The 12,446-nt window shown below is 74.8% G+C and carries 9 protein-coding genes; 8 read left to right on the forward strand and 1 reads right to left on the reverse strand.

Translation table 11 applies throughout. From position 1 onward, the window contains the following. The first annotated feature begins 271 nt into the window (after positions 1–271). The 7 genes from KV205_RS05090 (at position 272) to KV205_RS05120 (ending at position 10,829) form a co-directional block, all read left to right on the forward strand. Positions 272–1,723 carry a hypothetical protein gene (locus KV205_RS05090; RefSeq protein ID WP_374214624.1) on the forward strand — a complete coding sequence of 484 codons (1,452 nt, stop codon included), beginning with the start codon at positions 272–274 and terminating at the stop codon, positions 1,721–1,723. Positions 1,724–1,734: 11 nt separating this feature from the next. Beyond that, complete coding sequence (locus tag KV205_RS05095) at positions 1,735–2,880, forward strand: glutamate ABC transporter substrate-binding protein (RefSeq protein WP_265862481.1); 1,146 nt, start codon at positions 1,735–1,737, stop codon at positions 2,878–2,880. A gap of 88 nt (positions 2,881–2,968) precedes the next feature. Beyond that, complete coding sequence (locus KV205_RS05100) at positions 2,969–4,213, forward strand: hypothetical protein (protein ID WP_265862483.1); 1,245 nt, start codon at positions 2,969–2,971, stop codon at positions 4,211–4,213. A gap of 59 nt (positions 4,214–4,272) precedes the next feature. After that, positions 4,273–6,687 (forward strand): serine/threonine-protein kinase, encoded by a 2,415-nt coding sequence (locus KV205_RS05105; protein ID WP_274710131.1) that lies wholly within the window; start codon positions 4,273–4,275, stop codon positions 6,685–6,687. Positions 6,688–6,689: 2 nt separating this feature from the next. Continuing rightward, complete coding sequence (locus tag KV205_RS05110; RefSeq protein ID WP_265862745.1) at positions 6,690–8,051, forward strand: PP2C family serine/threonine-protein phosphatase; 1,362 nt, start codon at positions 6,690–6,692, stop codon at positions 8,049–8,051. A gap of 45 nt (positions 8,052–8,096) precedes the next feature. Continuing rightward, entirely contained in the window at positions 8,097–9,410 is a 1,314-nt protein-coding gene (locus KV205_RS05115; RefSeq protein WP_265862486.1) for a VWA domain-containing protein, read from the forward strand. A 63-nt stretch (positions 9,411–9,473) separates the two neighbouring features. Beyond that, positions 9,474–10,829, forward strand: a complete 1,356-nt coding sequence (locus tag KV205_RS05120) for an FHA domain-containing protein (protein WP_265862488.1) — start codon at positions 9,474–9,476, stop codon at positions 10,827–10,829. Positions 10,830–10,869: 40 nt separating this feature from the next. Here the strand turns inward: KV205_RS05120 and KV205_RS05125 are convergent, their stop codons facing one another. Then, complete coding sequence (locus KV205_RS05125; RefSeq protein ID WP_265862490.1) at positions 10,870–11,847, reverse strand: methyltransferase domain-containing protein; 978 nt, start codon at positions 11,845–11,847, stop codon at positions 10,870–10,872. Positions 11,848–11,965: 118 nt separating this feature from the next. On the opposite strand from KV205_RS05125, the gene KV205_RS05130 reads away from it, so the two are divergent. Further along, positions 11,966–12,370 carry a globin gene (locus KV205_RS05130; RefSeq protein WP_265862492.1) on the forward strand — a complete coding sequence of 135 codons (405 nt, stop codon included), beginning with the start codon at positions 11,966–11,968 and terminating at the stop codon, positions 12,368–12,370. The last annotated feature ends 76 nt before the right edge of the window (positions 12,371–12,446 follow it).

A 12,446-nucleotide genomic window follows, 5' to 3' on the forward strand; every position in this document is an offset into this window, starting at 1 on the left:
CATGTGTGCGGGGCGCTCTTCCCGGAGCGCCCCGCACGCATGTTCACTCGTTCGAGGACGTTCGGGGTGGAACCGATTCCGGCCACCACTCGTGTTCCTGAGGAAGGGGGTTCGCCTGCGACGCACAGGGGGACATGGGGCACGATAGGAACAAGATCGAGTCAATCCCGGTGTACGGGACGGGCGCTGCGGCCATACTGCTGGCCGGGTGGTAGCCGTCCGCCGGCCACCGGCAGGACGGGTCGACGTCTGAGACCGAGGGGGAGGTCACGTGACATACCCGCCGAACGCGCCCGCCGCCTCGGCGGCGCAGGGCACCGCCACCGCGCCCGCGCGGCCGGGTTCCGGCGTGCCCGCGCAGGGCGGAACCGCGGGGCAGGCCGGGCTGGGCCCGGCTGCGGCGCCGCCGCCCGACGGGCCCGGCGCCTGGGCCGAGGCCCGCGCCGCGCTGCGCCGCGCCGCCACCACAGAGCCGGGCCGGCTGCGGATCCTCGGCGCCGTGCTGGCGCTGCTCGTCGTCGCCTTCGGCGCCGTCACGGCGTACGAGGTCCTCGACCGCGCCTCGTACGCGGACGACGTGGTGGGCCGCAGCCAGCCGCTGAGCGCGGACGCCGCCGACATCTACCGCTCCCTCGCGGACGCGGACGCCACCGCGGCCAGCGGCTTCCTGGCCGGTCCGCAGGAGTCCGACCAGCTCCGCAAGCGCTACACGGACGACATCGCCACCGCCTCCCGGCTCCTGGTGAAGGCCGCCGCGAGCACCGACGCGGACGGCGGCTCGGGCCGCGAGATCGCCACGCTCAACGAGCATCTGCCGCGCTACACCGGCCTGGTGGAGCGGGCGCGGGCCGCCAACCGGCAGGGTCTGCCGCTCGGCGGCGCCTATCTGCGCTACGCGAACCTGACGATGACGCAGCAGCTGCTCCCGGCCGCCGAGCGGCTGTACGCGGCGGAGACCGAGCGCCTCGCCCAGGACGACGACGAGGCCCGCACCTGGCCGTTCCTGTCGATCGGCCTCGGACTGCTCGCGCTCGCCGTGCTCGGCTGGGCGCAGCGCCGCAGCTATCTGCGCACCAACCGGGTGTTCAACCGCGGGCTGCTCGGCGCGACCACCGCCTGCGCGGTGGCGCTGCTCTGGCTGGTGGCCGGCCACGGGCTCGCCCGCGCCGGCCTCGACGACGCCCGGGCGCACGGCCAGGAGTCCCTGCAGGTCCTCAACGAGGCCCGGATCGGCTCCCTGAAGGCCCGCGCCAACGAGAACCTGGCCGTGGTGGGCCGCGGCGCCGTGCTCACCGAGGACGGCAAGAACGACAAGTACGAGGCCGACTACACGAGCAGCGCGAAGACGCTGACCGCCGCGCTGGAGGAGGCCGGCCGGCTCGCCGACGACGGCGCGGGCCGCGACCCGGTGGCCGAGGCCACGACCCGTACGGAGGAGTGGCGCTCCCGGCACGCCCAGGCCCGGCAGCTCGACGACGCGGGCGACTTCACGGCCGCCATGAACAAGGTGATCGGCCGCACCGGCTCGACCGGCGAGTCCTTCGACCGGGTCGACGCGGCGCTCGGCCGGGCGCTGTCCCACGAGCAGGACGAGTTCACCCTGGCCGCCGAGGGCGGCCGGGACGCGCTGACCGGGCTGCCGCTGGGCGCGGCGGTCCTCGGCATGCTCGCCGCGGGGTGCGCCGTGACCGGCGTCAACCGCAGACTGTCGGAGTACCGGTGAGAGGGGGCGGGATGCTGCCGGACGGCGTCGGGCGTACGACCGGGACGGTCCCCGGCCCGCAGGGCACCACGGGCACCACGGGCACCACGGGCGGCGGCGCGCCCGCGCGGCGCGGGCCGGTCCGGCTGCGCGGGTGGGGCGGAGTGGCCGCGATGGGGGTGGCGTGTTCGCTGACCGCCGCGCTCGCGCTGTTCGCGCTGCCGCGCACCGCCGCCGACGGCGCCGTGCCGTCCCCCGGGCCCGGGCCGGGCGTCGGCAAGGGCGTGCAGGTGCGGGCGGAGAGCGCGGAGAGCTGTCAGAACCCGGAGGCCTCGCTGACGCCGTCGACCGCCGACGGAGAGGCGGTCACCCGGATCAAGAAGCGCGGAAAGCTGATCGTCGGCGTCGACCAGAACAGCTACAAGTGGGGCTTCCGCACGCCGCCGACGGTCACCCGGCAGCCCGACGGCTCGGTCAAGGAGACCCCCGGCGAGCTGGAGGGCTTCGACATCGACCTGGCGAAGGCCATCGCCAAGTCGATCCTCGGCGACGAGAACGCGGTCATCTTCCGCGCGATTCCGACCAACCAGCGGATCGCCGCCCTGGAGGGCGACAAGGTCGACCTCGTGGTGCGGACCATGACGATCAACTGCAAGCGCATCCAGCAGGTCGCCTTCTCCACGGCCTACTTCCAGGCCGGTCAGCAGGTGCTCGCGCCGAAGTCCTCGCCGATCACCGGCTACGACAGCTCGCTGAGCGGCAAGCGGGTGTGCACGGCGGAGGGCTCGACGGCCTTCGAGGCGCTCCAGGAGAAGTCCTTCGGCGCGGTCTACAAGGACGTCGGCGACGGCACCAAGGACGACCCGGACCTGCTGACCGTGCCCAACCAGCTGGACTGTCTGGCCCGGCTGCAGCTGGGCGAGGTCGACGCGGTGGTCACGGACAACGCGCTGGCCGCCGGCCAGGCCGCGCAGGACCCGGCCGTCGAGCTCAAGGGCCGGCCCTTCACCACCGAGTACTACGGAGTGGCGGCGAAGCTGCACAACGACGACCTGGTGCGCCGGGTCAACCAGGTGCTCGTCGAGTACCGGCAGGGCCCCTGGCAGCAGGCGTACGACAAGTGGCTGAAGGCGGACCTGCCGGGGATCGCCGGGCCGCCGGCCCCCATGTACAGGTAGGCCCCCCACACACGTAACCCCAGGACAGGCAGCACGAGACGAGAGGTGATCGATGGGCGGCGTCGCGGGACCCCCCGGTTCTCCGGTGATGGACCGGGACGAGGTGGACCGTGCGCTGGCGCGGCTCGGCGCGGAGCACAAGGCGGTCGAGGACTCGCTCCTCGCCCTCCAGGACCACGCCGGCCGCAGACTGCTCGAAGGCGCCGAGCTGACCGGCACCACCCGGGACCGCTGGCGGACCGCCGAGCGGTCGATCACCCTGCTGTGGGCGTACTTCGACGCGTACACGGCCGCCCTGCACGACACCCGTGAGGTACGGGCGAGGCGCCGCTGGCCCGGGCGCGACGAGCTCGTCGAGCTGACCGACCGGCTGCGCGGCGAGAGCGTGCACGTGCCGGGCGGAGCGCTCGAACAGACGGCGCTGGCCGAGCGGTTCACCCTGGACGGGCTCGTCACGCGGATGAACGAGCTGTACGCGTCCTCCCTCGACGTGGTGGTCACCGCCGACGCGGTCTGGTCGGCGCTGCCCGCGCGGATAGACCTGCTCGCCGCCGAGCTGGGCCGGACCCGGTCGCTCGCGCACTCGGTGGGCGTACGGCCCGGGGAGCACCCGGCCGGGGACGAACTGGAGTCGATCACCGCCGAGCTGACCGCGCTGCGCGTCCAGGTGGTGTCGGACCCGCTGGCCTTCTGGCGGCCCGCGCAGGGCAGTTCGGCGCCGGGCGGCGGCCGGCCCGACACGGAGCGGTACGACACGGCGGCGCGCGCCCTGGAGGACATCCGGCGCGAGATCGAGGCGGTGCTGCAGGTCCGGCAGGACGCGGAGGAACGGCTGCTGCGGCTGCGCGACGTGCTGTCCCGGGCGGACCGCACGCTGGCCGAGGCGCGGGCGGCGCGCGGCGAGGTGCTCGCGAAGATCGCCGCGTCCGAGGTGCCGGCGGTCAGCGGACCGCCGATGGCCCTCCAGGAGCGTCTGGCGGCGGCCGCCGAGCACCGCAGGCACGCCCGCTGGCACCGGCTCTCGCCGCTGCTCGACGCCCTGGAGCAGGAGGCGGAGGAGGAACTCCTGCGGGCCCGCGAGTCGTTGACGGCGGTGACCGCGCCGCTCGCGGTCCGCGCGGAACTGCGCGGCCGGCTCGACGCGTACAAGGCGAAGGTGGCCCGGCTCGGTGCGGCGGAGGACCCGCTGCTCGTCGAGCGGTACGACGCGGCCCGCCGGATGCTGTGGAGCGCCCCCTGCGATCTGCGGGTCGCCGAGCAGGCGGTGCTGCGCTACCAGCGGGCGGCGGCGGACGTACTGTCCGGGCCGAGGGATCAGAGGAACGAGTGGTGAGCGGGGGAACCGGCGTGAGCAGCTGTCAGCGTCCGACGTGCGAGGGCTCGTACGAGGACATGGGCGGCGGCGAGCTGTACTGCGACACGTGCGGTCTCGCCCCGGTCGTCGCGCCCGGCGGGATGCTGCAGGCGACCAGGACCGGGATGGCGGTGGCCGGCCGGGGCGGCGACTCGGGCCGTTCCGCGCCCTCCGCCCGTACCTCCTCGCGGTCGGCGCGCTCCTCGGCGTCCCGGCGTTCGGTGTCGGGACGCCTTTCGCGCTCGCTGTCCGGGCGGAACACGGGCCGTTCAGTGTCGGTGCGCAGCTCGGGCTCGTCGAGCGGCGCCTCGGCGCGCGGCCGGCTGGGCGCGGGCCTGGTCACGGTGCCGGAGGTGCCGCGTCCGGACCCGCGGGCCGCGGTGATGGAGAGCCCGGAGGTTCCCGAGAGGAAGCGATTCTGCTCGCGCTCCGACTGCGGTGCGCCGGTGGGCCGTTCGCGCGGTGACCGGGCGGGCCGCACCGAGGGCTTCTGCACCAAGTGCGGGCACCCGTACTCCTTCGTGCCGAAGCTGCGCGCGGGCGACGTGGTGCACGGACAGTACGAGGTGGTGGGCTGTCTCGCGCACGGCGGCCTCGGCTGGATCTATCTGGCCGTCGACAAGGCGGTCTCGGACCGCTGGGTGGTGCTCAAGGGCCTGCTCGACACCGGCGACCAGGACGCGATGGCCGCGGCCATCTCCGAGCGGCGCTTCCTCGCCGAGATCGAGCACTCCAACATCGTCCGCATCTACAACTTCGTCGAGCACCTGGACCAGCGCACCGGCTCCCTGGACGGCTACATCGTCATGGAGTACGTGGGCGGCAAGTCGCTCAAGGAGATCGCCAACGACCGGCGCACCCCGGACGGGCGGCGCGACCCGCTGCCGGTCGAGCAGGCCTGCGCGTACGGCATCGAGGCCCTGGAGGCGCTCGGCCATCTGCACAGCCGCAACCTGCTGTACTGCGACTTCAAGGTCGACAACGCGATCCAGACCGAGGACCAGCTGAAGCTCATCGACATGGGCGCGGTCCGGCGGATGGACGACGACGAGTCGGCGATCTACGGCACGGTCGGCTACCAGGCGCCGGAGGTCGCCGAGGTCGGCCCGTCGGTGGCGAGCGACCTGTACACGGTGGCCCGCACCCTGGCGGTGCTGACCTTCGACTTCCAGGGCTACACCAATGTCTTCGCCGACTCGCTGCCCGAGCCGGACGGCATCGAGGTCTTCCGCACCTACGAGTCCTTCTACCGTTTCCTGGTGCGCGCCACCGACCCCGATCCGGCGCGCCGGTTCGGCTCCGCGCAGGAGATGGCGGAGCAGCTGACCGGTGTCCTCCGGGAGGTCGTCGCGCTGCAGTCGGGGCGGCCGCGGCCGGCGCTCTCGACGCTGTTCGGCGCCGAGACGCGGGTCACCGACACCGAGCTGTTCGAGGAGCTGACCGAGGACGTGTCGGTGCTCGGCGCGCGCGAGACCCGGCGGGCCCGGCGCTCGCTGCCGACCGCCGTGACCGGCCGGGCGGGCAGTTTCCTGCGCCTCTTCGACGTGCCGGCGACGGCGCTCGCGCTGCCGGTGCCGCGGGTCGACGCGGCCGATCCCAACGCCGGTTTCCTCGCGGGTCTGCTCGCCGCCGCGCCCGCCGAGCTGATCACCGCGCTGCACGCGGCGCCGGTGGCCTCGCTCGAACTGCGGCTGCGCGAGCTGCGGGCGCGCCTGGAGATGGGCGACCTGGTGGCCGCCGGGCGCAGCCTGGACAACCTGGAGGACGGGCACGCCGACGACTGGCGGGTGGTCTGGTACCGGGGCGTGACCGCGCTGATCGCGGGCGACCGGGAGAGCGCGGCGCTGTCCTTCGACGCGATCTACGACGCCTTCCCCGGCGAGCCGGCGCCCAAGCTGGCGCTCGGCGTGTGCGCGGAGCTGCTCGGCCAGCTGGACAACGCCGCCGAGTACTACCGGCTCGTGTGGGCGACCGACCCCAGCTATGTCAGCGCCGCCTTCGGCCTGGCCCGGGTGCAGCTCGCGGCCGGCGACCGGCCCGGCGCGGTGCGCACCCTGGAGTCGGTGCCGGAGTCGTCGATCCACTACACGGCGGCCCGGGTCGCGGCGGTACGGGCCCGGCTGCGCCGGCGGCCCGCGAACGAGCCGCTGGGCGCGGACCTGACGGCCGCCGCCGCGCAGGTCTCGGCGCTGCAGGGCTTCGGCCTGGACGCGGTGCGCCGCGAGCAGCTGTCGACGGAGGTGCTCGGCACGGCCCTGGACTGGGTGCTCTCGGGCAGCCCGGGCGCGGGCCCGGCCGGCACGGTGCTGCTCGGCAGCGCACTGGACGAGCGCGGACTGCGCTTCGGCCTCGAACGCTCCTACCGGGTGCTCGCCCGGCTCGCCCAGCGCGGCGAGGAGAGGATCGAACTGGTGGAGCGGGCCAACCGCTTCCGCCCCAGGACGTGGGTGTGAGTATGCCGCTGAAACCGAAGCCCCCGCACCCCCTGGGGACCTGCCCCGAGTGCGCCGAACCCCTGGAGTCCGGGGACAAGTTCTGCGGCGCGTGCGGCTACGACCTCTCGGCGGCCGAGGTCCCGGACCGCCCGACCGTCCCGATCGCGCTCCCCGTGGACTGGCCGGACGCCCCGCCCCGCGACCCCAACTCCCTGACCACGGCCACCCAGCACCCCGGCGAGCTGCCGGGCACCGACTCCGGCGGCCGCGACCTGCCGACGATCCCGGTGCGGACGGACGGGGTGCCGGAGGCGGGCGAGGGGGCGGTGGCCGACCCGGCGGGCGCGGCAGCGGCCGCGGCCCCCACCGGCGCGACCGGTGAGCACGGGGACGGGGACTTCACCCTGCCCGCGCCCGATCCGCGGGCGGCCCTTGCCGCAGGGGCGGCGGGTGCGGCGGCGGCCGCGGCCGGCGACGACCGGAAGGTGTGTGTGGCCTGCCGGACCGGACGGGTCGACGGGGACGGGTACTGCGAGCACTGCGGGCACGCGCAGCCGCGGGACCGCGATCACATGGAGGAGGAGCTGGCGGCGGTGGCCGCCGTCAGTGACCGGGGCCTGCGGCACCACCGCAACGAGGACTCCTTCGCGGTGGCCTCGGCGGCGCTGCCCGGCGGGCTGCCGGCCGCGCTCGCCGTGGTCTGCGACGGCGTGTCCTCGGCGACCCGCCCCGACGAGGCCTCCGCCGCGGCGGCCACCGCCGCCCGCACCACGCTGCTCGCGGCGCTGCCGCGGGGCACGCACCCGCAGCAGGCCATGCAGGAGGCGATCGTGGCGGCCGCCGACGCGGTCACCGCGCTCGCCGAGCGTCCGGCGGACGGCGAGCGGGAGCACCAGAACGCCCCGGCCTGCACCATCGTCAGCGCGATCGTCGCCGACGGACTGCTGACCGTCGGCTGGGTCGGCGACAGCCGGGCCTACTGGGTGCCCGACGACCGCGGCACCCCGCCCGCCCGGCTCACCGAGGACGACTCGTGGGCCGCGCAGATGGTCGCCGCGGGCCTGATGAACGAGGCGCAGGCGTACGCGGACGAGCGCGCCCACGCGATCACCGGCTGGCTCGGCGCCGACAGCTACGAACTGGAGCCGCACACCGCCGCGTTCAAGCCGGACCGGCCGGGCGTGGTCGTGGTCTGCACGGACGGTCTGTGGAACTACGCCGAGGGCGCCGAGGACATGGCCCGGATCATGCCGCCGGACGCCGCCGAACGCCCGCTGCACGCGGCACAGGTGCTCGTCGGCCACGCCCTGGACGGGGGCGGCCACGACAACATCACGGTCGCGCTGCTGCCGTTCGCGCTTCCGGCGCCGTCCGCCCCGTAAACCCTTTGACCTTCTCTTCTCGTGAGCCGAGGAGCCGAATCACCCATGGCGAACTTCTCCAAACCCACCGGACCGCGGTTCTCGGTGGACGTGTACCAGAACGAGTTCCTGCCGGAGGGCGGCCGGGACGTCAACGCGATCGTCACCGTGACCACCACCGGCGGCGGATCCGCAGCCGCAGCCGGTGGGTCGGCGGCCGTCGTCCTGATGCTCGACTGCTCCGGTTCGATGGACTACCCGGCGACCAAGATGCGCGGCGCCCGCGAGGCGACCGCCGCCGCCATCGACACCCTGCGCGACGGCACCTCCTTCGCCGTCGTCGCCGGCACCCACATCGCGCGCGAGGTGTATCCGGGCGGCGGGCGGCTCGCCGTCGCCGACGCCCGGACCCGCGCCGAGGCCAAGGACGCGCTGCGCGCCCTGAGCGCGAGCGGCGGCACCGCCATCGGCACCTGGCTGCGACTCGCCGACCGGCTGCTCTCCTCCGCCGACGCCGCCATCCGGCACGGCATCCTGCTGACCGACGGGCGCAACGAGCACGAGTCCCCGGAGGACCTGCGGGCCGCGCTCGACGCCTGCGCGGGCCGCTTCACCTGCGACGCGCGCGGGGTCGGCACCGACTGGGAGGTCGAGGAGGTGCGCGGCATCGCCTCGGCGCTGCTCGGCACCGCCGACATCGTCGCCGACCCGGCCGGCCTCGCCGCCGACTTCACCACCATGATGGAAGGCGCCATGGGCAAGGAGGTCGCCGACGTCGCGCTGCGCCTGTGGACCCCGGTGGGGGTGGAGATCGGCTTCGTGAAGCAGGTGGCGCCGACGGTCGAGGACCTGTCCGGGCGGCGCACCGAGGCGGGCCCGCGCGCCGGGGACTACCCGACCGGTTCGTGGGGCGACGAGTCCCGCGACTACCACGTGTCGGTACGGGTGCCGCAGGCCGCGGTCGGCCAGGAGATGCTGGCGGCCCGGGTCTCGCTGATCGTCCCGGACCCGGCGGGCGGCGCGCCGGTGACGCTGTCCCAGGGGCTGGTACGGGCGGTGTGGACGGACGACATGGTGATGTCCACCGCGATCAACGCGCAGGTCGCGCACTACACCGGGCAGGCCGAGCTGGCCGACGCCATCCAGCAGGGTCTGGATGCCCGCAAATCGGGCGATCGCGACGGCGCGACGGCCAAGCTCGGGCGCGCGGTGCAGCTGGCGGCGGCCTCCGGGAACGCCGATACCGCGAAACTGCTTTCGAAGGTGGTGGACGTGGTCGACGCCGCGACGGGTACTGTGCGTTTGAAGGCGAAGGTCGCGGAAGCGGACGAGATGACTCTCGAGACGCGCTCCACCAAGACCGTTCGCGTGAAGAAGTAGCCCGTCAGGGCGAGGAAGCCGCCGCCCGGCAGGGCGAGGACGAGGAGAGGGGGAAGCACCGACATGCCGACCTGCCCGAACGGACACCAGTCGGTCTCCGACGACTGGTGCGAGGTCTGCGGCCACCGCATGGCGGCCGGGGCGGGTGCGCCGACGGGTGCCGTACCGCCGCCTCCCCCGCCGCCGCCTCCCGCGTACGGATATCCCGGCCCCGGTGGTCCGGGCCCTGGTGGTCCGGGTGCTCCCGGTGGGCCGGTCCCGCCGCCGCCCGGCGCGCCCGGCGGCTTCGGCCCGGGCGGCGACCCGAACGCCACCGCCCAGGCGGAGCTGTGCCCGCAGTGCCGGACGCCGCGCGAGCACATGGCGCCGTTCTGCGAGGAGTGCCGCTGGAACTTCCTCACCAACACGGCGACCTCCTACACCCCGGTCGCCCCGCAGAGCGCGCCCCGCGCGCCGCAGGGCCCGGGTCCGCAGGGTCCGCCGCCCGGTCTGAACCTGCCGCCGGGCTTCCAGTCCCCGCCGGTACAGGGTCAGCCGCCGCAGGGCCCGCCGATGCCGCCTCAGCCCATGCCGGGTCAGCCGATGCCGGGTCAGCCGATGCCGGGTCAGCAGCCGGACCCGTTCGACTACCAGGGCTCGCGGCCCTCGCAGGTGAACCGGCCGGCCGAGCCCTTGGGCGCCGACCCGACGCACCTCCAGGCGCCGCCGCGCCCGCCGATGCCGCAGACGCCCCAGGCGCCCCAGGCCCCGCAGGGCTTCCCGGCCGCGCCGCCGCAGGCCGCGCCCCCGCAGCCCGCTCCGCCGCAGCCGCGGGCCGACGACGACTGGATGCTGTCGCCGCCCTCGATGCCGCAGCCCCCGGCCCCGCCCGCGCCGGCCCCGGGTCCGGGTCCGATGGGTCCCGGTCCGATGGGCGGTCCGCCGCCGCAGTTCCAGCAGGGCCCGCCGCCGGTCCCGCAGCCCCAGGCCCCGCAGGCTCCCCAGGCGCCTCAGCCGCAGGTCCCGCAGTCGCAGCTCGGCTGGACCGCGGTGATCGGCCCGGACCGCGAGTACTTCATGGCGATGATGCAGCGCAGCGGCCCGGAGGCCGGGGGGCTCAACCTCCCCGCGTACTCCCCCGAGCAGCACATCCCGCTGCAGGGCAACCAGATCAGCATCGGCCGCCGCCGGCACTCCACCGGCGAGTCGCCCGACATCGACCTGTCGGTGCCGCCGGAGGACCCGGGCGTCTCGCACCAGCACGCGGTGCTGGTGGCGCAGCCCGACGGTTCGTGGGCGGTGGTGGACCAGAACTCCACCAACGGCACGACGATCAACGGCTCGCCCGACCCGATCCAGCCCTATGTGCCGGTGCAGCTCCAGGAGGGCGACCGGGTGCACGTCGGCGCCTGGACGACGATCACCGTACGGCGCGGCTGACAGCCCTGAAGAACAGCTGGAGCAACAGCTGGAGCAACAGTTAGAGCTCCGGCAGGGGCCAGGCGTACGGCCCCTCGGGGTCGTCCAGCCAGGCCCACTGCCGGCCGCCGCTCACCGTCACCCCGAAGCGCTCTCGCTCCGGCCGCCGTTCGCGCTGCCAGAGCGAGAGCGCTTCGCGCAGGTCGAGGCGGTCGCCGGCCAGGCCGGTCAGGAACTGGAAGCCCTCGTCCTCGTACACCCGCCGGGGCACTCCGGCGGTGCGCGGGCGCGGGGTGCGGGCGCCGGAGCCGCGCAGGGCGACGAAGTACGCGGAGCCGGCCAGGAAGCGGCCCTCGGCGCGGTCCCGGTCGCGGACCGCGAGCAGCAGCAGGCCGGTGGAGAGCGGGGTGAGGATCCGCGCGTCGGGGCGGCACTGGGCCAGCCAGGCGTACGGGACGGAGGGCACCGCGCAGGTCGCCACGATCCGGTCGTACGGGGCGCGCTCGGGGCAGCCGCGGGCGCCGTCGCGGGTGAGCACGGCCGGCCGGTACCCGGCGGCGGCGAGGTGGGCGCGGGCGGACTCGGCGATCTCCTCGTCGAGGTCGACGGTGGTGACGTGGGCGTCGCCGAGGCGGTGGCAGAGCAGCGCCGCGTGGTAGCCGGTGCCGGCGCCGATCTCCAGGACGTCGTGCCCGTCGCGTACGTCCAGGGCTTCGAGCATCTTCGCCATCAGGGAGGGCTGGCTGGCGGAGGAGAGCAGCTCGCCGTCCCGGACCCGGGTGGCGAGGGCGAGGTCGCGGTAGGCGCCGCGCAGCCAGCGGACCCGGCGGGCCGGGTCGGGGTCGCCGGACCAGCGGCGTTCGTAGCCGGCGGGCCCGGCGACGTAGTAGGACGGCACGAAGAGATGGCGCGGGACGGCGGCGAAGGCCGCGCGCCAGACGGGCTCGCGCAGGGCGCCGTACGCCTCGATCTCCCGCACCAGTGCCCGCCGGGCCCGCGCGCCCTCCTCCGCGAACGGGTCGCGCCGTACCTCCTCCATGACTCCACTGTCCTGCACTCGCCTGCGCCCCGCCCGGATCCGGCCACAGGTCCGGGCCGCTGCGGCGGGAAGTCCTAGACCTCCGGTCCTCGTCCGGTGCGTCTGAGACGATGGAACGGTGAACGAGATTCCGCGCGGCACGCTTCAGGAGCAGACCTTCTACGAGCAGGTGGGGGGCGAGGAGACCTTCCGTCGCCTGGTGCACCGCTTCTACCAGGGGGTCGCGGAGGACCCCCTGCTGAAGCCGATGTACCCGGAGGAGGACCTGGGCCCGGCCGAGGAGCGGCTCGCGCTGTTCCTCATGCAGTACTGGGGCGGTCCGAACACCTACAGCGACCGCCGCGGCCATCCGCGGCTGCGGATGAGGCACGCGCCGTTCACGGTCGACCGGGCGGCGCACGACGCGTGGCTGCGGCACATGCGGGACGCGGTGGACGAGCTGGAGCTCGCGCCGGAGCACGAGGAGCAGCTGTGGCGCTATCTGACGTACGCCGCCGCCTCGATGATCAACACCGCGGACTGACCGCCTGCTCGCGGACGAACACATTCCGGTGACCTGACGCCGGATAACGGTCACGATCGCGTCAAGGTGGGCGCGA

Origin of the sequence: Streptomyces sp. SKN60 (assembly GCF_026236535.1) — a bacterium.
Taxonomy (GTDB): Bacteria; Actinomycetota; Actinomycetes; order Streptomycetales; family Streptomycetaceae; genus Streptomyces.

What these genes read in the sequence shown, in the direction of transcription:
- KV205_RS05100 (WP_265862483.1), top strand. Translation starts at nt 2,969, where the DNA reads ATGGACCGGGACGAGGTGGACCGTGCGCTGGCGCGGCTCGGCGCGGAG.
- KV205_RS05095 (WP_265862481.1), top strand. Translation starts at nt 1,735, where the DNA reads ATGCTGCCGGACGGCGTCGGGCGTACGACCGGGACGGTCCCCGGCCCG.
- KV205_RS05120 (WP_265862488.1), top strand. Translation starts at nt 9,474, where the DNA reads ATGCCGACCTGCCCGAACGGACACCAGTCGGTCTCCGACGACTGGTGC.
- KV205_RS05110 (WP_265862745.1), top strand. Translation starts at nt 6,690, where the DNA reads ATGCCGCTGAAACCGAAGCCCCCGCACCCCCTGGGGACCTGCCCCGAG.
- KV205_RS05125 (WP_265862490.1), bottom strand. Translation starts at nt 11,847, where the DNA reads ATGGAGGAGGTACGGCGCGACCCGTTCGCGGAGGAGGGCGCGCGGGCC.
- KV205_RS05105 (WP_274710131.1), top strand. Translation starts at nt 4,273, where the DNA reads ATGGGCGGCGGCGAGCTGTACTGCGACACGTGCGGTCTCGCCCCGGTC.
- KV205_RS05115 (WP_265862486.1), top strand. Translation starts at nt 8,097, where the DNA reads ATGGCGAACTTCTCCAAACCCACCGGACCGCGGTTCTCGGTGGACGTG.